Consider the following 18,104-nt stretch of genomic DNA (forward strand, 5'->3'; position numbering starts at 1 on the left):
ACCAATCGGGAACCAACGGGAAGAAGGCAATGGCATTGTCTGGCCATCAGCAGGTTAATGAATATATGAACAATCTCGAGCATCCCCTGAAGAAGGAAATAGAAGCAGTACGAACGATCATTTTAAGTGCGGATAAGCAAATCAGCGAACATATAAAGTGGAATGCACCGAGCTTCTGTTATGGGAATGAGGATAGAATGACCTTTAATCTTCACGGTAAGGGATTTTTCCGGCTTGTTTTTCATTGCGGGGCCAAGTTAAAAGATGGCACTGCGCAGAAGCCTATGTTTGAGGATGCCACAGGATTATTGGACTGGGCTGTCAGTGACAGGGCGCTCGTGAGGTTTACTGATATGAATGATGTGGAGGCCAAGAAAGAAAAGCTGGTGGAGCTTGTAATGAAATAGCTGGAAGTGACGAGCCCGCGGAAATGATAAAGGTACATGGTTTAGGGCAGGGGGTGTAGCATGCGCTCATATTGGGTTTGGTTTTCGTTTCTGGCGATTGCCTGGATTTGCAATTTTGCTTCTTTTTCAATGAGCCCCGTGGAAATGCCTTGGCGTATCCTTATGAGCGCACTGTTCTTCGCCTTGTATTTCATAACTCCTCTCTTCCGGCAGAAACCAATTGCGCTGACGGTAATTTTAAGCGCTGCTGCCATAATGGCTGTCACTGCTCTTTGGCCGGAAGGCGGAGGATTCCCCAATCCTTATCCGCTGCTTGTTTTCTCGCTGATCGCAGGGGAGGCGGTTTACCGGCTTCCTGCCCCTCACGCATCGGTAATTAGTGTTATTCTGTTGATTGGGGCGATTTCGCCAGGATACTGGGGATATTCCACCCTTTCACCGCTGTTTATTTGCTTGTATGGCTTATTGCATGGTGCAGCCTTTATGGTCTTTCGTGGAATCTGGAAGAATGAAGAGGAAATGACTGCCCGGAATGAAGCGCTGCTGAGCGAATATCGTAAAATGAAGCGGCGTATCGTCTCAGACGAGCAAGCGGCGCGTCAGGAGGAGCGGGTACAGGTTGGACGGGATATTCATGATTCTGTCGGGCATAAATTGACGGCGCTGTTAATGCAGCTGGAGGTATTCCGCATGGAGGCAGACCCTGCAGCGGCGGGCCGCATGCAGGCGCTTAAGGTTCTGGCCAAGGAAAGTCTCGATGAGACGCGAAATGCGGTCAAAGCCTTGAAGCAGCATGAGGCAGGCGGGTTGGCCGCCATTCTGAGCTTGATCCGCAAGCTGGAAGCGGAGAGCTTCATCCGGGTTAATTTTTCTGTGAAGCATGGCGCTCTTTCGGCGCCCTTGAGCAATACCCAGTCCATTGCCGTCTACCGCGCTGTGCAGGAGGCTCTGACGAACATGATGAGGCACAGCAATGCCCGCGATGCCGATATATTGTTTGAAGCGCCCGGCGGAGGCGTATTCAGATTTGAAATTATCAATACACGCAAAGAAAATAAGCCATTCCGGGAAGGCTTCGGACTCCGCTCCATGCGGGAGAGAATCGAGTCTGCCGGAGGACAGCTGGATATCCTTGCCTACGAAGACCGGTTTATCGTGCGGGGGACATTATCGATGGTGAAAAAGGGTGAGGTGGAGGCATGATCAGAATTCTGCTCGCCGAGGATCAGGCAATGGTACGCCAAGGACTCAAAATGATGATCGAAACCGACAGCGAAATGCGGGTCACCGGTGAGGCCGGCAGCGGGAAGGATGCCGTGAAGCTTTGCGAGTCCCATGCCTTCGACATTATCGTGCTGGATATTCGTATGCCGGAGATGAACGGTCTGGAGGCGGCGCGAATAATCCGGACACGCTGGCCTCAGTGCAAGGTGCTCATGCTCACCACATTCAACGATGAACAGTATGCGCTGGAGGCGCTGAAGCTTGGGGCAAACGGATATATGCTCAAGGATGCCGAGCCGGAAGCGCTCATCCGCTCCATCAGAAGCTGTCTGGCCGGCGGGCTTGCCCTGCAGGACGACGTGGCGGCCAAGATCATTCCGCAGCTGCTCAGGGGAACCGGAGAAAAGCAGCAGGTCGATGCATCCATTACACCGCGTGAGCTGGCGATCATCCGCCAGGTAGGGGTCGGAAGGAGCAACCTGGAAATCGCAAGCGAGCTGGGGCTATCCGTCGGTACGGTCAAGAATCACCTCAGTCAGGTCATGGATAAGCTGGACCTGCGCGATCGGACGCAGCTGGCCATCTATGCGATCCGGCACGGTATCGTTTGAATAAAAGTGACGCAAGTCATGGTTTGCCAAACTTGAAATGACCGAAGGCAGTGGGAGCACTGTCTTTTTGTATATAAACTTTAAGTATGCCATCGGGATAATAATGAGTGCTTAAACGGGATGAAGGATCGCCATAACTCGAAAGGGGGCAAGCAACATGCTGGAAACGGTGGAGCTGCGCAAGGTTTTCAAAGGGAAAACCGCTGTTGACGAAGTCAGCTTGTATTTGGATCAAGGCGAATCGGTCGGTCTGCTCGGACCAAACGGAGCGGGGAAATCGACGACCATCTCGATGATTTCATCACTTCTTAGACCAACGGGCGGAGACGTGAGGCTGAACGGGAAAAGTGTCGTGAAGCATCCGCAGGATATCCGCAGGGTGCTGGGTGTGGTGCCGCAGGAAATCGCCTTGTACGAAGAGCTGTCGGCCTATGAGAATCTGAAATTTTTCGGCCGCATTTATAAGCTGAGAGGCAGCGGACTGGAACTGAAAATTCAAGAAGTGCTGGAGATGGTCGGTCTTCGTGAGCGGCAGAAGGAATTGATCAGAACGTTCTCGGGCGGTATGAAACGTCGTATCAACATTGCCGCTGCCCTGCTGCATGATCCGCAGATTGTGATCATGGATGAGCCGACTGTCGGAATTGATCCGCAGTCCCGCAATCATATTCTGGACACCGTCCGGCTGCTGAACAGGGAGAAGGGCACGACCGTTCTGTATACGAGCCATTACATGGAAGAGGTCGAACAATTATGCAGCCGCGTATACATCATGGATCACGGCCGGATTATTGCTTCGGGCACCCAGGAGGAATTGCGGCGCATTTTATCCGGGGAAGATACTCTGCTTATCGAGCTTAACGAGCCGAGCCCGGAGCTTGCCCGGGAGCTTCAAGCATTGAAGCCGGTCAGAATGGCCGAAGAAACGGAAAAAGGGCTGAAGCTGATTGTCATGAAACAAAGCGGCATTCTCTCCGAGGTGGTCAAAGAGGCTGAGCGGCAGCATGTGCAGATTGTAAACATCCACGTACACACGCCAAGTCTGGAAGATGTATTCCTGCATCTGACCGGCCGCAAATTAAGGGATTAGCTTCTCAAAAGAATAAACGTGCGAAAGAAAGTTTTGCTGCTGCAAAACGTGAGGGAGGGGACCTGGTTGGGACCATTTATTAGAAAGGATTTCCTGGTTTTGTGGAGAGACCGCACGGAAATGATCATCTCAATCCTGACATCTCTCGTTATTATTGTCATTCTGGGATTCACCACCTCATCCTGGGTGGAAAAATCGGATGTTCCGCTGCAAATGACCGTGGCCATCGTTAATAAAGACAACGAAGCGGCTGCTCTGGCACAATTCCGGAGTTCATCCGCATCACTATCTTTGTCTGGGAAATTCACATCGTCGCTTGAGAATCAGCCGGAACAAATACTGCCGGCCTCACTGCTGATGCAAAGAATGAAGGAACAATCCTTCATCACAACCAATGTGATGGATAGCGAGACCGCCCGTAACCAGCTGCAGCATAAAGATATAGAAGCGATAATTACCATTCCCGAAGGCTTCACTCTGGCGGCACTGAACAAGATGCTGCTGAATGAAGGGGGCGGCGCCGCTATCACGCTAACGGCAGATCACCGTTCATCGATGCGGATTGACGTGCTGCAGGATCTGATCAACGAATTTATGCAATCATTGAATCTGCAATCGGCGATCGATCATACGCTGGATACGCGTACAGCAGCGCCAGACCTGACTGAAGCGGTATCTCCGGCTGGCGGACTGGAGACGATAGCCGGTGTAAAGCCGCTCACTTCATTTCAATATTATGCCATCGCAATCAGTATCGTGTTTGCCCTGTTTATCTCCATCACAACCGCTGTGAAAGCGATAACCGAGAAGAGGGAGCATGTGTTTCAGCGAATCCTGCTAGCAGGCAGTCACCCGTTCCAATATCTGGCCGGGAAAGTTGGATCGACCTTCTGTATGTCACTGCTGCAATTATCGATCCTTATTCTTCTGTCCCACTTTATTTTCAATTTGTTCCCGGGACGCTCGCTTCAATTTTGGTTGGGTATGGCAATGATTACGATAGCGACCTCCCTGAGCGTGGCAGCTTTCTCCGCATTGTTCACCTCCATGACCTTTCGGATGAAAGACTCGGCGGCGAGCGGATTGTTTTCCCTCATCATCGGAATACTGGGGACGATCGGAGGGAGCTTTATTCCCAAATACATTCTGCCTGATTGGCTTAAACAGGTTGGAGAATGGACGCCTAACGGCGTTTCCTTATCCGTCTTCATCCAGTGGATCGGGCAGGATTCGTTTACTGTTCTGACGACGCCATTTCTGAAAATGGCGGTTTTCTCGATCATGTTGATCGTATTGGGATGCTTGCTGTTTCCGAGAAGGGGGCGGATCTGATGTTTCCGGTATTTTTGGCGCAATGGATGAAAGACAGGCGGTCCCCGGTTCTGGTTCTCGTTTTTCTTGCGATCAGCATTGGGGCTACTCTTCTATCCAGCAGCTTGATGGGCTCCAATAAAATGAAGATCGATGTCTTCGGCGATCAAGGGCTCACTAAAGCGGAAGCCGAGTCATGGATAGACCGGTTAAATCAAAGCGAGGCTTATCAGTTCAAGCTACGGGACGAAAAACAGGCCCGGCTGGACGTCCGCGAAGGCAGGGTGGATGTCGCGGTCAAGCTCATGGCGGAGGATTACCGGATGATTGCGGCGGTTGACGGTCCTAATGTTGAAATCGTGGAAAGACAAGTACACGCGGTCTTCGAGAAGGAGCTGAAGCTGCGTGCCGCCGCAGAACAAGCAAAGGACGCAAGCGGATTCAGGCAGGCAGCGGATCATGATCTCCAGCAGCCGGCTCTTACCCTGCGGACACAATCATTGAACGGGCAAGCTATCGCCAAGTATGATATGAGCGTACATTATTTATTCGGGTTCACCCTGTTCCTGGTCATTTTTACCATCGGATTCAAGGTCAGTGCGCTGACATCTGAAAAAGCCTCCGGCATATGGAACCGGGTCATTCTGTCGCCAGTACGCAAAACGGAAATGTATCTGGGACATCTGCTATACAGCTCTCTGGTCGGATTCGCGCAAATTGCAATTGTCTTTCTCGTCTTCCGTTATGGATTCGGCTATCAGCTTGGCGAGCAATTCGGCATGCTGCTCATTCTCGGGGCCTTGTATACCTTTGCAATGGTGGCGTTTGCCATGCTGCTTGCAGGCGTGCTGAGAACACCGGAGCAATTCAACTCGGTGCTGCCGGCTATCGTCCCGATTATGCCCATGCTCGGCGGAGTGTATGTCCCGCCCGGCACGCTGACGAATCCAATCATTCTTGGCTTGGCGCAGATTTTCCCGCTGACCCATGCACTGCAGGCATTAACGGGAGTGGCAATTTATGAGGATGGATGGTCCGATGTGCTGATGCCTGCCGCCAAGCTGTTGTTGATAGGCGTGGTATGCCTCGGAGTGGGAATTAATTTAATGGAACGCCAAAAGGCTTAATCGTTGTGATGACCGTGTGAGCCATAATAACTGCACGATGCAAAAAAAGATCCTCAAAACCGATGCGGTTGAGGATCTTTTGGCAATATTGGATGAGCTATTCGAATAAATCCGTGACCGCGCCTTTGGATGCCGACGATACCAGCCGCGCGTATTTGGCAAGCACGCCTGTCGTAAATTTCAGCGGCAGCGGAGTCCATTCCCGGATCCGTTTCTTCAGTTCCTCCGGGGTAACCTGGAATGAAATGTCCTGTGTTTCACTGTCGATAGTCACGGTATCCCCCTCCTGCAGCAGGGCAATGGGGCCGCCTGTCTGCGCTTCCGGCGCAACATGTCCCACGACGAAGCCATGCGATCCGCCTGAAAATCTTCCGTCGGTGATCAGGGCAACCTCACCGCCAAGACCTTTTCCTACAATCAGAGCCGTGACGGACAGCATCTCGGGCATACCCGGTCCGCCCTTGGGACCGCAGTACCGGATGACCAGCACATCCCCTTTATGGATTTCATTGTTCAAAATCGCGGCTGTTGCCGCGTCCTCGCTGTCGTATACCCGGGCAGGGCCGGTAAAACGCAGCTTTTTCATCCCGGACATCTTGGCAATGGCTCCCTCAGGCGCCAAATTTCCACGCAGCACGACCAAGGGGCCGCTTTGCTTCAAAGGGTTATCGAACGGACGGATAATATCCTGATTCTCCTGCAAAGGCGCAGCCTCCGCCAGGTTCTCAGCCAACGTCCTGCCTGTAACGGTCATGCAGTCCCCATGAAGAAAGCCTTGGTCGAGAAGAAGCTTCATCACGCCGGGAACACCGCCGATATCATTAAGGTCCTGCATGACATATTTGCCGCTCGGCTTTAAATCCGCAAGATGAGGAACTTTGATTCGTATGCGCTCGAAATCGTCATAGGTCAAATCAACCTGCACCGAATGGGCAATGGCGATCAGATGGAGGAAGGCGTTGGTTGAACCGCCAAGAGCCATGACAACGGTGATCGCATTCTCGAATGCCTTCTTGGTCATGATATCCCTGGGATAAATCCCCTTCTCCAGGAGCTCGAGCACGCTTCGTCCCGCTTCCTCGCATTCCACCGCTTTATTGGCGGAGACAGCCGGGGTGGAAGAAGAGCCGGGCAGACTCATTCCCATCGCTTCGGCGGCTGAGGCCATGGTGTTGGCCGTATACATGCCGCCGCAGGCACCGGCTCCGGGACAGGCATTGCACTCGACCTTATGCAGTTCTTCATCGGTCATTCTGCCGTCATGATATTGGCCGACTGCTTCGAAGGCGCTGACAATATCGATATCTTTGCCATCCAGCTTCCCAGGCTGGATCGTTCCTCCATACACGTAGACAGCCGGCAAATTCATGCGCCCGATGGCCATGAGGCAAGCAGGGGTGTTCTTATCGCACCCGCCCACGGCAACCAGGCCGTCAAACCGTTCCGCGTTCGTTACGATTTCAATGGAGTCCGCTATCGCTTCACGGCTGGGCAGCGAATACAGCATGCCTTCATGTCCCATTGAAATCCCGTCCGAAACGGTAATGGTATTGAATATCAGCGGGGCGCCGCCATGCTCCTGAATTCCCTTTTTGGCCCGGACGGCCAAATCATTAATATGGATATTGCACGGAGTGACCTCGCTCCAGGTGCTTGCCACGCCGATCATGGGCTTCTTGAAATCCGCATCCTGAAATCCGACTGCCCGGAGCATGGCGCGGTTAGGGACGCGGTTCACGCCCTCGCTGATGACTTTGCTGCGAATTCTCAAATCTTTTTTTTCAGCCATTCTTGTTCATTCCTCTCATCGTCAGATTAACGCATACAGTTCATGCATCGGTCTGATCAGGTTTTGTTTCATCATTGCGGAAGCCTTGTCCGGGTCCTGCTTCTCCAAGGCCGCAATGATGGAGGCATGCTCTTCCACCGAGGTTAAAGTCGCGGCGACCGGCTGCTTCAAAAAGACATATTTGAACCTTCTGATGTGAATCTGGAGCGATGCGCTGAAGGAAGCGATAAAGGCGTTGTCCGAAGCCTCAACGATCAGATTATGGAATTGTTCGTCAAGCTCCATCGCCTGGTATGGCTGGCCGATCCCGATGGCATGGGCGAACTGTCCGTTCAGATCCTTCAGCAGCTCAATCTGCTGCGGCAATAGGAGTCTTGACGAATATTCGGCAGCGAGCGCATGCAGCGCGGCAAGAGTCGGATACATTTTGAGAATATCGTCCTTCTCGATACGGGTAACCCTGGTTTCTTTGCCGGGATGCATGGAAACCAGTCCCTGGACTTCCAGCAGCTGAAAAGCTTCCCTGATCGGCGTTCTGCTGACAGCCAGAGATTCTGCCAGCTCGGCGTCGATTAATTTCTCGCCCGGTCCAAGGGTCCCGTCAATGATCCATCGCTGGATTTGCGAGAAGGCTCTTTCTTTGGCGGACATTCGAATGGGAGAGGGAAAATTCGCAGGTATGGGCATTTGCATCATCCTTGTTCATAATGTTATATGCAATATATCGCATACATATATCGATTGCAAGTAAAATCGGGATGGAGCCGAATATTGTCCATCATAAACCGTCAATGGTCAATTGTTCTCTCCCTTGCTCCCTTGTAAAGTTAAAGCATATCAGGAAAGGGGCACGAGGCAATGGACAAGAAGATTCCACAGGCAACAGTCCGTGAGGAAATAGTCGAAATCCCCACTTACGGGGTCGGCAAGCCGGATAAAAACCCGATGTTTCTGGAGAAACGGGTTTATCAGGGCAGTTCGGGGAAGGTCTATCCCCATCCGGTAATTGATAAAATAAACGATGACAAGGAGCTGCAGGCTTACCGGATGGTTATTCTGGAGAATGAGTTTCTGCGGATTGAAATCATGCCGGAAATCGGCGGACGAATCTACCGTGCAGTAGATAAGACGAATAACTATGATTTTGTTTATTATAACCGGGTCATCAAGCCTGCCTTGGTCGGCTTGGCGGGGCCGTGGATTTCGGGCGGGATTGAATTTAACTGGCCGCAGCATCACCGGCCCAATACGTACGGAGCGGTGGAATGTACGTTTGGCGAAAATGAGGACGGCAGCGCAACGGTATGGGTCAGCGAGATCGACCGGATGTACGGCACCAAGATGACTGCCGGATTCACGCTCCATGCGGGAGCGGCCTATCTGGAGATCAATGCGCAGCTGTACAATCGCACACCGGAGCCGCAAACATTCCTGTGGTGGGCCAATCCGGCGGTAGCGGTCAATGACCACACCCAATCGGTATTCCCACCGGACGTCCATGCCGTATTCGATCATGGCAAGCGCGATGTATCCCGTTTTCCTATAGCGACTGGAACCTATTACAAAATGGATTATTCCGCAGGCGTCGATATTTCCCGGTATGCCAACATTCCGGTTCCCACCTCGTACATGGCATATCACTCCGACTATAATTTTGTCGGCGGTTACGATCACGCGGTTCAGGCGGGTCTGCTGCATGTCGCCAACCATCATATTTCACCGGGCAAAAAACAGTGGACATGGGGCAATGGGGAATTCGGCCAGGCGTGGGACCGCAATCTGACAGACGAGGATGGTCCTTACATTGAGCTTATGACGGGAGTCTACACCGATAACCAGCCCGACTTCACCTGGCTTCAGCCTTATGAGGAGAAATCCTTCACCCAATATTTCATGCCTTACAAGCAGATTGGCGTCGTGAAAAATGCTTCCAGGGATGCCGCAGTCAACCTGGAGGTGGATTCCGCGGACCGCAGCATCCGGATCCAGGTCTATGCGACGTCCCGGTTCGAAAATGCCACGGTAGAACTGTCCAGCGCCCGCAGCCGTTATCTGCTGCAGAGCGTGAGCCTGTCGCCGCTTGAATCGTTCACGCAGACGATGCAGCTTCATGAAGACGATCAGGCCCACGACCTCATGCTTACTGTACGCGATGCGGCAGGACGTACGCTGGTCGGCTATCAGCCCAAAAAACCGGCAATCGAGAAAATGCCTGAGGCCGCACAGCCGATGCCTGCACCGCAGGAGCTGCTTACGGTAGAAGAGCTGCTGCTGGCCGGTCTTCATCTGGAGCAGTACCGCCATGCGACATTCGAGCCGGAGGAGTATTATCTGGAAGGATTGAAGCGCAGTGCCGGCGATATCCGCATCAATGTTGCCTATGGCACGCTTCTGCTGCGCAGAGGCCTGTTTACAGAGGCTGAGACGCATTTCCGGCGAGCAATCAAGACCTTGACAGCGCGCAATACCAATCCGTACGACAGCGAGGCCTATTACCAGCTGGGCGTTTCGCTCAAGCTGCAGGAACGTCACGAAGAAGCCTTCGAAGCGCTGTACAAATCGGTATGGTCCGCCGCGTGGCAGGACAGCGGATATTTTACGCTCGCTCAAATCGCCAGCGCCAGACAGTCCTATGAGGAAGCGCTGGAGCTGACAGAACGCTCGCTTATCCGCAATACGCGGAATTATAAGGCGCGCCATCTGAAAGCAGCGCTGCTGCGGAAGCTTGGCAGGTATGAAGCGGCTGTAAGCGCGGCAGTGGAAACATTGAACCTCGATGTTGCAGACTTCGGCGCAAATTATGAAAAATATTTAAACCTCGATGCAAGGGGCCTGCATGAAGAAGCGGCTGCCGCCCTGGACAATTTCAGGTATTTGCTGCGCGGCGATGCGCATAATTATTTGCAGCTGGCCGCTGACTATGCGGGATGCGGGCTGTACGAGGAAGCCGCTGACGTATTGCATGGAGCCCTGCCGGATCAAGCCGGGGATGTATATCCAATGCTGCATTACACATTGGGGTATTTATATGGGAAGCTTGGAAGACAGGACGATTCCGCGAAACAGTTACGGGCGGGGCAGGCAGCCACTTCAGCATACTGTTTCCCTAACAGCCTGCTCGATATGCAGGTGCTGGAATATGCTTTGGGGCAAAACCCTGGCGATGCACGGGCTCATTATTATCTGGGCAACTTATTATATGATAAGAAAAGGCATCAAGAGGCCATCCGGCATTGGGAAGCCTCAACAGAGCTGGATTCTTCGTTTCCAACGTCCCACCGCAATCTGGCGCTGGCCTATTTCAACAAACAGAACGATCCCGGGAAAGCCCGGACCTGTCTGGAGCTCGCTTATGCCGCAGACCAGAGCGACGCGCGGGTGCTGTACGAGCTCGACCAGCTGTACAAAAAGCTCGGCATCAGCGCGCAGCAGCGTCTTGAACATTTGAGCAGCCATCCGGATCAGGTGAGAATGCGCGATGATTTATTTGTAGAGTATGTCACTCTGCATAACACGGTACTCAGGCATGAGGAAGCGATCGGTCTGTTGAATTCCCGCAAATTCCATCCATGGGAAGGAGGGGAAGGCAAGGTTACCGGTCAGTATGTGCTGGCGCATGTGGAGCTGGGCAAGAAGCTTCTTGCTGAACAGGCATACAAGGAAGCGGAGAAAGTGCTGCTGCGCGCGCTCGTGTATCCGGATAATCTGGGCGAGGGGAAGCTGGCCGGCGCACAGGAGAACAATATTTACTATTACCTGGGATGTGCGCTGGAAGCGGATGGACGCAATGAAGAAGCAAAGAAGGCATTCCGCCTTGCCTCGCAGGGTATTGATGAGCCTGCGGGAGCGATGTTCTATAATGATCAGCCGCCGGATACGATTTTCTACCAGGGGCTTGCCTGGTCCAGGCTGCAAGGGGATAAGGAAGCGGCTTCCCGCTTCAATAAACTGATTGATTATGGGGAAACCCATTTGTTTGACAAGGTTAAGCTCGATTATTTTGCTGTTTCGCTTCCCGATTTTCTGGTGTTCGATGATGATCTGAACAGACGCAATGAAATCCACTGCCGCTATATGATCGGCCTCGGTCATCTGGGGCTTGGCCGCCTGGCTGAATCGCAGGCTCAATTAGAGGAAGTGCTCCGCCTTGAACCCAATCATCAGGGGGCAATCATTCATTTGCAAACCGCGGAGTAAACGAGAATAATGGCAGGGGAGAAAGGCAAGAAAGCCATATCTTCACCATAAGATTCAAAATGGGCTGGAGAGGAACATAAAAAGCGGTTGAGCAGAAAATAATCTGTTCAGCCGCTTTTTCACTGGAGATTCACTAAATATGGCCACCCCCGGCTGAATTTGCGAAGGTCTGGAAATGATTGGATATCGCCTCGGCCAATCGTTCCTTTTGCACCGGTTTGACGACAAAATCGCATGCGCCGCTTCGAATGGCCTCAAGGACCATTTCCCGCTGTCCCATCGCAGAGCACATAATAATTTTAGCTGCCGGATCGACCTGCTTGATATTTTTGAGGGCGCTGACTCCGTCCATTTCGGGCATCGTAATATCCATGGTCACAAGCTGGGGTCTTACTCTTTTATAGAGATTAACAGCTTCAATGCCGTTGCCGGCTTCCGCTACAACCTCAAGACCCAGACTCTCCAGAAGGCCGCGCATCATCATGCGCATAAATGCGGTATCGTCGACTACCATTACTTTGATTCCATTCATGGTCATCGCCTCCTTGTCTTAAGCCGATCATATCAGGGCAGTCTGAACAAAAACTGAACGGACCGCTGGCTAAAAAGCGTGAACAGCGCAAGCTCCTGTGTAAGGATTGCATTTAAGCGGGGGGATGATTATAATTTCAGATAGGTTATCATGATCGATAAGGAGAATGATATGAATTATATTATCGCTTTTGTGTTTGCTATTGCTATTGTTATCGCGCTTATACCGCCGCTTCGCAAGCTGGCGCTCAGGATCGGATTTGTGGACAAGCCCCAAACCAACAACGAACGCAAAATTCACCGGGAACCGATTCCGCTGACCGCAGGCATTGCGATTTATGCTGCCTTTGTCATTTTATATCTGATATTTGTTCACGATAATTGGATCAAGACCGGGGCTATTCTCGGAGGCGGCCTGATCATTCTGGTCATCGGCCTTGTCGACGACTGGTACAAGACGCATGGCAAGGAATTTGCCTCGCTGCCAAAATTTGTGGTTCAGATGGGTGCTGCCATTCTGGTCTACAGCTCGGGGATTGTATTCAGCGGCTTTGAGAATCCCTTCACGGGAAGCTATTACGTACTTCCCGAGTTGTTCCAGTTCCTCTTCACCGTCTTATGGATTTTTGGCGTAACAACGGTAATTAACTTTACAGATGGGATTGACGGCTTGGCCAGCGGATTATCCGCTATATCGGGAACAACGCTTCTGGTGGTCGCGCTTGTAATGGGACAGGGCGAGTCGGCGATGATGGCTACGATTCTTGTGGGCGCATCCCTGGGTTATCTGAGATACAACCGGCCGCCGGCAAAAGTGTTCATGGGCGATGCAGGGGCTACTTTTCTTGGCTTCATCCTTGCCGTTATTGCGCTAGACGGAGCCTTCAAGCAGGCGACAGTCCTGTCCTTGTTCATTCCGATTCTTGCGCTCAGCGTTCCGATCCTGGACAATGTCCGTGTTGTGATCTGGAGGATGATGAAAGGCGTTCCCTTCTATAAGGCAGACGCTTCCCAAGCGCATTATGTATTGTTAAAAACAGGCATGAAACCGGTTCAGGTGGTATCCTTCCTGTATTTAATCAATATTTGCACCGGTTTATTCTCCATCATATTGTTGCTGATTCAATAATTAAGGAAAATAATGTTGACATTCTCATAGATAAACGGTATAGTATTGAATATTGAGCGAAAATGATTTTCTCGCTAATATGCGGTCGTGGCGGAATTGGCAGACGCGCTGGATTCAGGTTCCAGTGGTAGCAATGCCGTGGAGGTTCGAGTCCTCTCGACCGCACCATACCTTTAAACTAACTCTTCTCAGGAAGGGTTTTTTTGTTTGTTCAGAAGCGGCTTCGTCCGGTTACTGCTCTTGGCGTTTTGCTCCTCTCCATGAAAGGCATACATTTGGAGACTATCTCATAGTTTAATTCAGTATTGCATTCATTACGCTTTCGTTCTATAATGTGCCTACATCAGTTGCAATTAAATCTGAGGATTGCTGAAGGCTGGCAAGGGGAGATGAGTATTGATGTATTGCGCTTTATGATTACAGCCATGGTCATGAACATTGTGTTAAAAAAAGAACATGCGGGGAGAGATCGATGTGGACGTTTTAGTCATGATTATTGAAATCCTATTAGGTCTGATGTTTCTGATGGCGGGTTCAATGAAGGTTTTTGGCACCAAAATGCAGGTGGATAGTTTTGCGCATTTGAAGCTGCCGCAATGGTTTCGGGTCTTTACCGGTCTGACCCAGTATATAGCGGTGATCGCGCTGGTCATCGGCTTCTGGGAGCCGAGCTGGTCGGCGTGGGCAGGCATCTGGCTTGGATTTATCATGCTGGGCGCTGCCGCCGCCCATATTCGGGTCAAGGATCCGGTAACCGCGTTATTGCCCGTAATTGTGCTGCTGATTCTATCCGTTGCGCTTACTCTGCTGCAAAGCTCGGAGCTGGCGAATTTCCCGGGTTAATGACGGCTGTTCTGGTATCCAAATTATCAGTCGTCAGCTTCAACAGGCAGATGTGTACAGGCGATACTATAGAAATCAAATCAAAGAGAGCCAATCACGACTGGCTCTCTTTTTCTAATAGATGCACCAGAGGAAACAGGTTGAATAGAATTTGCCACAGACGGGTAAAAAACATATAATGTGCCTATATTACACACATATTGAAACTCTGACATGCTGTAATGAAGAAGGGAGTGAGCGGTAATGAGCACAGCGAATAAACGAATCGATTTCGGGCCGCCGCATTTCAAAATCGCCATTCATGCCGTTGTCTGGCTAGCCCAAAGCAGGGGCATTTTATCAAGTGCCATGATTGCCAGCCAGGTGGATTCCCATGCCACTTTCCTGCGAAGAGTTCTTCAAGCCTTGGCCAGCGCCGGAATCGTGGAATCCAAGGGTGGTCGTGAGGGAGGATATATTCTCAAAAAAGATACTGCCGCGCTTACGCTCGGAGATATATATGATGCAGTCAACACGGGAGGAAAAGAGCCCGCACAAGAAGCGGATTGCGGGGAGGCCGGGGAGTTTCTGGATCTGGAGCTGGAAAAAATTCTCCACAATGCGGAACAGAACACCATTGAGTATCTACATCAATTCACCATTGATCATGTCATGTCCAAGGTCGACTTCTTCAACGTTTAGGGTATATCGCACCAAATAATAAGTCCGGCAAGATCAACAAGAAGCACGTTTGGGGCCACTCATTCACGAGGACCCAAATATTTTTTTTGGGAAGGAGGCCCCGTCTTAATTTACACCTGCCAAAACCGTGTGCTACTATGATGGTAAACGTTTTCAGAAAGGGGATGCATTAATGAACCGGATACAACGATTGACTCCGATCCTTAAGAGCTTTGTGGAAAAAGGACCGGCCGGCTGCGCCTTAACCGTTGTCCGCCGCGGGGAAGTATTATACCAGGACAGCTTCGGTTATGCGGATCTGGAGAAGAAGAAGGAAATCAGCACGGATACCATTTACCGAATTTATTCGATGACCAAAGTGATTACCTGCACCGCGGCGCTCATGCTTTACGAGAGAGGACACTATCTGTTGAACGATCCGCTTGAGGAGTATCTGCCCGAGTTCAAAAATCCGATGGTGTACCGCTACAACGAATTTGGCGATATGACGGTATCTCCCGCGGCGAACCCGATTCGCGTCAAGGATCTGTTCACCATGTCGTCCGGTCTTACATATGGCGGGATCGGGACGGAAACCGAACGGCAGACCCGCGTTATGATGGAGAACGCCGCCGCCACGATGAATATGCGGGAGCTGTCCAAGCAGCTTGCGGCCATCCCTCTTGCTTTTGATCCCGGCACGCATTGGAAATACGGCACAAGCCATGACGTCCTGGCCGCTTTGATCGAGGTGCTGTCCGGCCAAACCTTCGAAGAGTTTCTGAAGCAGGAAATTTTCGGACCGCTCGGGATGAACGATACCTCGTTCAGAATCTCAGATGACAAGCGGGACCGGTTATGCGTGATGTACGACAGTGCAGAAGACGGCAAGCTGACGGTCAACGACAGGATGGATACCCCTTTTCAGCCAGGATGCAGATACGAAAGCGGCGGGGGCGGCCTTCTGTCGACAACCGGCGACTACAGCCGGTTTGCGCAGGCTCTGGCGAGGGGCGGCGAATTGGATGGCGTGCGGCTTCTCAGTCCGAAGACGATTCAGCTGATGCGGACCAACCATTTGAGTCAGCAGCAGCTCAAGGATTTCAGCTGGGCGCATATGAACGGATACGGTTACGGCCTTGGAGTCCGCGTGTTGATGGATCCGGCGGCGGGCGGAAACAACGGCACGATCGGTGAGTTCGGCTGGGCAGGTCTGGCTGGCTCATGGACGCTGATTGATCCGCACGAGGAATTGTCCGTCGTTTATATGCAGCAAATGCTGCCAAGCCGCGAGCCTTATTTTCATCCAAGGCTGCGGGCCGTTATATACGGAGCGCTGTAGCAGGAAATATAGCCGACAGTGCGGCACTTTGACAAGTGCTGTTTGTATGTGACTTTAACACTCCACGCAATAGATACTATATGGTAATAGAACAGCAAAATCCAAAAACCAGTCTATCACGTTCAATCCGTGATAGGACTGGTTTTTTATTTTTCCCGGATGGTTCAGAGCGTTCTATACGGTTCCGGGCGAGCTGATGCGCATGTCAGGCTGACCGCTTTTCTTCCAGATCAAGAAATATGTTTGCTTATACGATTTTAAATGGATACAAGTCGATACACTTTGTTTACAATTTTCAGAAGATTTGTCTATATCCATCTTTTATAACTAAGAGAGCAGGTGATAGCGAAGAGACAAGGAACAAGGAGAGGAAGACAGCATGATAAAAACAGGATTATTTCTGACAGGATTCATGATAGTGTCCGACCCCGGCGTGGCAGCAATAGCAAATCTGATCCATCATAGAGCTTCGCTCTATTTGCATGAATGAGGTGGCTGCCATGCAAAAACCGATGAGGCCGGCTCGCACAGGACGCAGAATCGTTACTATCTTCATATTATTCCTGCTGTTCTGCACATTTGCAATCTATGAAATCAATCATAATTCATCCAAGGTCGTAGGGATGCTCGCAGGTCCCGAATCACCGTCCGCCACATCTTCAGTTGACGACAAGCAAACGGGGAAGTATAAAATTGTCATTGATCCAGGCCATGGCGGGCATGATCCTGGAGCTCCCACAATCAGCGGATTAGAGGAGAAAGCCTATACGCTTGCCCTTGCACAGGAGGTGTATGATCAGCTGAAGCAGGACCCGATGTTTGATCCTTATCTGACCCGCAGCGACGATACATTCGTCTCATTGGATGACAGGGCGAAATTTTCGAATGACTTGGAGGCGGATGCCTTTATATCGATTCATGGGAACACCTATGATGACCCGGAAGTCAGCGGAACGGAAACCTATTATTATTCCGATAGCAGCATACAGCTTGCTGATGTCATCCATGAGCATATTCTCGCGGCCAACGGCTTTAAGGACCGGGGCGTGCGCTATAATGATCTGAAGGTTCTCCGGCTTAACGAGGTTCCGGCCATCCTGACTGAAGTCGGCTACTTGTCCAACGCAAGCGATGAAGCTTTGCTGCTGGATCATGACGGACAAGCCCATATCGCCCAAGGGATTATAGACGGACTCGAGGACTATTTTGGCGGACAGGCTCCGTGATGCAGTCGACCTTCCGGCTTATGGCAGCCGGGGGTCTTTTTCTTATAAGTTACAGTATGTACAGGTTGCCGCGGGAGAGCGGAGCTAGCTGTTTCTTCTTGTAAGTGCTGCATTGCTGCCTTATAATAGTTAACATATCAACTAATGGGCTTCTTGATGGTCAGGAGGAGATCAGCTAAGATGGTTCTGCCTGATAATGTTGTGAAATTGATTCATGATGTCAATTTGGAAATTGCCTTTCGTATCAAGAAAGATCTGGCTCCTTACGGGATTACGCCCGAGCAGGCGTTGATCCTGATCCTTCTGCAGGAAAGGGACAAGCTTTCCCAGAATGAGATTGCCGGCAGGTTAAACAAGGATAAATCAAGTATAACGAGGATGATCATAAGTCTGGAACAAAAGCGGATTATCCGCAGGATGGTCCGGGAGAATGACCGCCGGTATTTTATCGTCTCTTTAACGGAGACAGGGTTGCGGCTTGCTGAGGACATATTCCCTATTGTGGACCATATTCCGGGTCTTGCGGTCAAAGGAATAGCAGATCATGAGATGCAAGAGCTGCGCAGACTGCTTGCCAAGATTCGGGAGAATGTGCACTAATCCAGGTTATGAACAAG

17 protein-coding genes and 1 tRNA gene are annotated in these 18,104 nt (G+C 51.2%); 14 read left to right on the forward strand and 4 right to left on the reverse strand.

Annotated elements, in window-relative coordinates; translation table 11 throughout:
* Positions 1-65 precede the first annotated feature (65 nt).
* Positions 66-407, forward strand: coding sequence for a DUF1801 domain-containing protein (locus ACFOLF_RS31095; protein ID WP_379219581.1), 342 nt, complete (start codon positions 66-68; stop codon positions 405-407).
* A gap of 41 nt (positions 408-448) precedes the next feature.
* Here ACFOLF_RS31095 and ACFOLF_RS31100 read toward each other — a convergent pair whose 3' ends face one another.
* Positions 449-661, reverse strand: a complete 213-nt coding sequence (locus tag ACFOLF_RS31100; protein ID WP_379113056.1) for a hypothetical protein — start codon at positions 659-661, stop codon at positions 449-451.
* Position 662: 1 nt separating this feature from the next.
* On the opposite strand from ACFOLF_RS31100, the gene ACFOLF_RS31105 reads away from it, so the two are divergent.
* The 5 genes from ACFOLF_RS31105 to ACFOLF_RS31125 all read left to right on the forward strand — a co-directional run bounded on the left by ACFOLF_RS31105 (position 663) and on the right by ACFOLF_RS31125 (position 5,770).
* Entirely contained in the window at positions 663-1,610 is a 948-nt protein-coding gene (locus tag ACFOLF_RS31105) for a sensor histidine kinase (RefSeq protein ID WP_379113058.1), read from the forward strand.
* Positions 1,607-2,242, forward strand: a complete 636-nt coding sequence (locus tag ACFOLF_RS31110; protein ID WP_210039559.1) for a response regulator — start codon at positions 1,607-1,609, stop codon at positions 2,240-2,242. The genes ACFOLF_RS31105 and ACFOLF_RS31110 overlap by 4 nt, the downstream gene beginning before the upstream one ends.
* 157 nt (positions 2,243-2,399) lie before the next feature.
* Positions 2,400-3,332, forward strand: a complete 933-nt coding sequence (locus ACFOLF_RS31115; protein WP_210039558.1) for an ABC transporter ATP-binding protein — start codon at positions 2,400-2,402, stop codon at positions 3,330-3,332.
* Between the two features lie 66 nt (positions 3,333-3,398).
* The gene (locus ACFOLF_RS31120; RefSeq protein WP_210039557.1) at positions 3,399-4,664 is read left to right on the forward strand and encodes an ABC transporter permease; all 1,266 of its coding nucleotides are present in this window, start codon (positions 3,399-3,401) and stop codon (positions 4,662-4,664) included.
* The gene (locus ACFOLF_RS31125) at positions 4,664-5,770 is read left to right on the forward strand and encodes an ABC transporter permease (protein WP_210039556.1); all 1,107 of its coding nucleotides are present in this window, start codon (positions 4,664-4,666) and stop codon (positions 5,768-5,770) included. Before ACFOLF_RS31120 ends, ACFOLF_RS31125 begins: the two co-directional genes overlap by 1 nt.
* 97 nt (positions 5,771-5,867) lie before the next feature.
* Here the strand turns inward: ACFOLF_RS31125 and ilvD are convergent, their stop codons facing one another.
* Both ilvD and ACFOLF_RS31135 read right to left on the reverse strand, forming a co-directional pair.
* On the reverse strand, positions 5,868-7,559 hold the full coding sequence (ilvD, locus tag ACFOLF_RS31130) for a dihydroxy-acid dehydratase (RefSeq protein ID WP_210039555.1): 1,692 nt from the start codon (positions 7,557-7,559) through the stop codon (positions 5,868-5,870).
* Positions 7,560-7,580: 21 nt separating this feature from the next.
* Positions 7,581-8,246 carry a GntR family transcriptional regulator gene (locus ACFOLF_RS31135; protein WP_210039554.1) on the reverse strand — a complete coding sequence of 222 codons (666 nt, stop codon included), beginning with the start codon at positions 8,244-8,246 and terminating at the stop codon, positions 7,581-7,583.
* A gap of 171 nt (positions 8,247-8,417) precedes the next feature.
* On the opposite strand from ACFOLF_RS31135, the gene ACFOLF_RS31140 reads away from it, so the two are divergent.
* Complete coding sequence (locus tag ACFOLF_RS31140; protein WP_210039553.1) at positions 8,418-11,756, forward strand: tetratricopeptide repeat protein; 3,339 nt, start codon at positions 8,418-8,420, stop codon at positions 11,754-11,756.
* 133 nt (positions 11,757-11,889) lie between these two features.
* Here the strand turns inward: ACFOLF_RS31140 and ACFOLF_RS31145 are convergent, their stop codons facing one another.
* Positions 11,890-12,288 carry a response regulator gene (locus ACFOLF_RS31145; RefSeq protein WP_210039552.1) on the reverse strand — a complete coding sequence of 133 codons (399 nt, stop codon included), beginning with the start codon at positions 12,286-12,288 and terminating at the stop codon, positions 11,890-11,892.
* A gap of 171 nt (positions 12,289-12,459) precedes the next feature.
* Here ACFOLF_RS31145 and ACFOLF_RS31150 point away from each other — a divergent pair, with 171 nt between their 5' ends.
* From ACFOLF_RS31150 to ACFOLF_RS31180, 7 genes are all read left to right on the forward strand, one after another.
* Complete coding sequence (locus ACFOLF_RS31150; protein WP_210039551.1) at positions 12,460-13,416, forward strand: glycosyltransferase family 4 protein; 957 nt, start codon at positions 12,460-12,462, stop codon at positions 13,414-13,416.
* A gap of 81 nt (positions 13,417-13,497) precedes the next feature.
* Positions 13,498-13,584 (forward strand) — tRNA-Leu (locus tag ACFOLF_RS31155).
* Between the two features lie 306 nt (positions 13,585-13,890).
* Positions 13,891-14,259 carry a DoxX family protein gene (locus ACFOLF_RS31160; RefSeq protein ID WP_210039550.1) on the forward strand — a complete coding sequence of 123 codons (369 nt, stop codon included), beginning with the start codon at positions 13,891-13,893 and terminating at the stop codon, positions 14,257-14,259.
* Positions 14,260-14,502: 243 nt separating this feature from the next.
* On the forward strand, positions 14,503-14,940 hold the full coding sequence (locus tag ACFOLF_RS31165) for an RrF2 family transcriptional regulator (RefSeq protein ID WP_210039549.1): 438 nt from the start codon (positions 14,503-14,505) through the stop codon (positions 14,938-14,940).
* A 172-nt stretch (positions 14,941-15,112) separates the two neighbouring features.
* The gene (locus ACFOLF_RS31170) at positions 15,113-16,261 is read left to right on the forward strand and encodes a serine hydrolase domain-containing protein (RefSeq protein ID WP_210039548.1); all 1,149 of its coding nucleotides are present in this window, start codon (positions 15,113-15,115) and stop codon (positions 16,259-16,261) included.
* 500 nt (positions 16,262-16,761) lie between these two features.
* Entirely contained in the window at positions 16,762-17,487 is a 726-nt protein-coding gene (locus tag ACFOLF_RS31175; protein ID WP_379113062.1) for an N-acetylmuramoyl-L-alanine amidase family protein, read from the forward strand.
* A gap of 180 nt (positions 17,488-17,667) precedes the next feature.
* Positions 17,668-18,087, forward strand: a complete 420-nt coding sequence (locus tag ACFOLF_RS31180; protein ID WP_210039547.1) for a MarR family winged helix-turn-helix transcriptional regulator — start codon at positions 17,668-17,670, stop codon at positions 18,085-18,087.
* Positions 18,088-18,104: the final 17 nt, after the last annotated feature.

It is taken from the genome of Paenibacillus sepulcri, assembly GCF_042647105.1.
In the GTDB taxonomy this organism is placed as follows: domain Bacteria; phylum Bacillota; class Bacilli; order Paenibacillales; family Paenibacillaceae; genus Paenibacillus_Z; species Paenibacillus_Z sepulcri.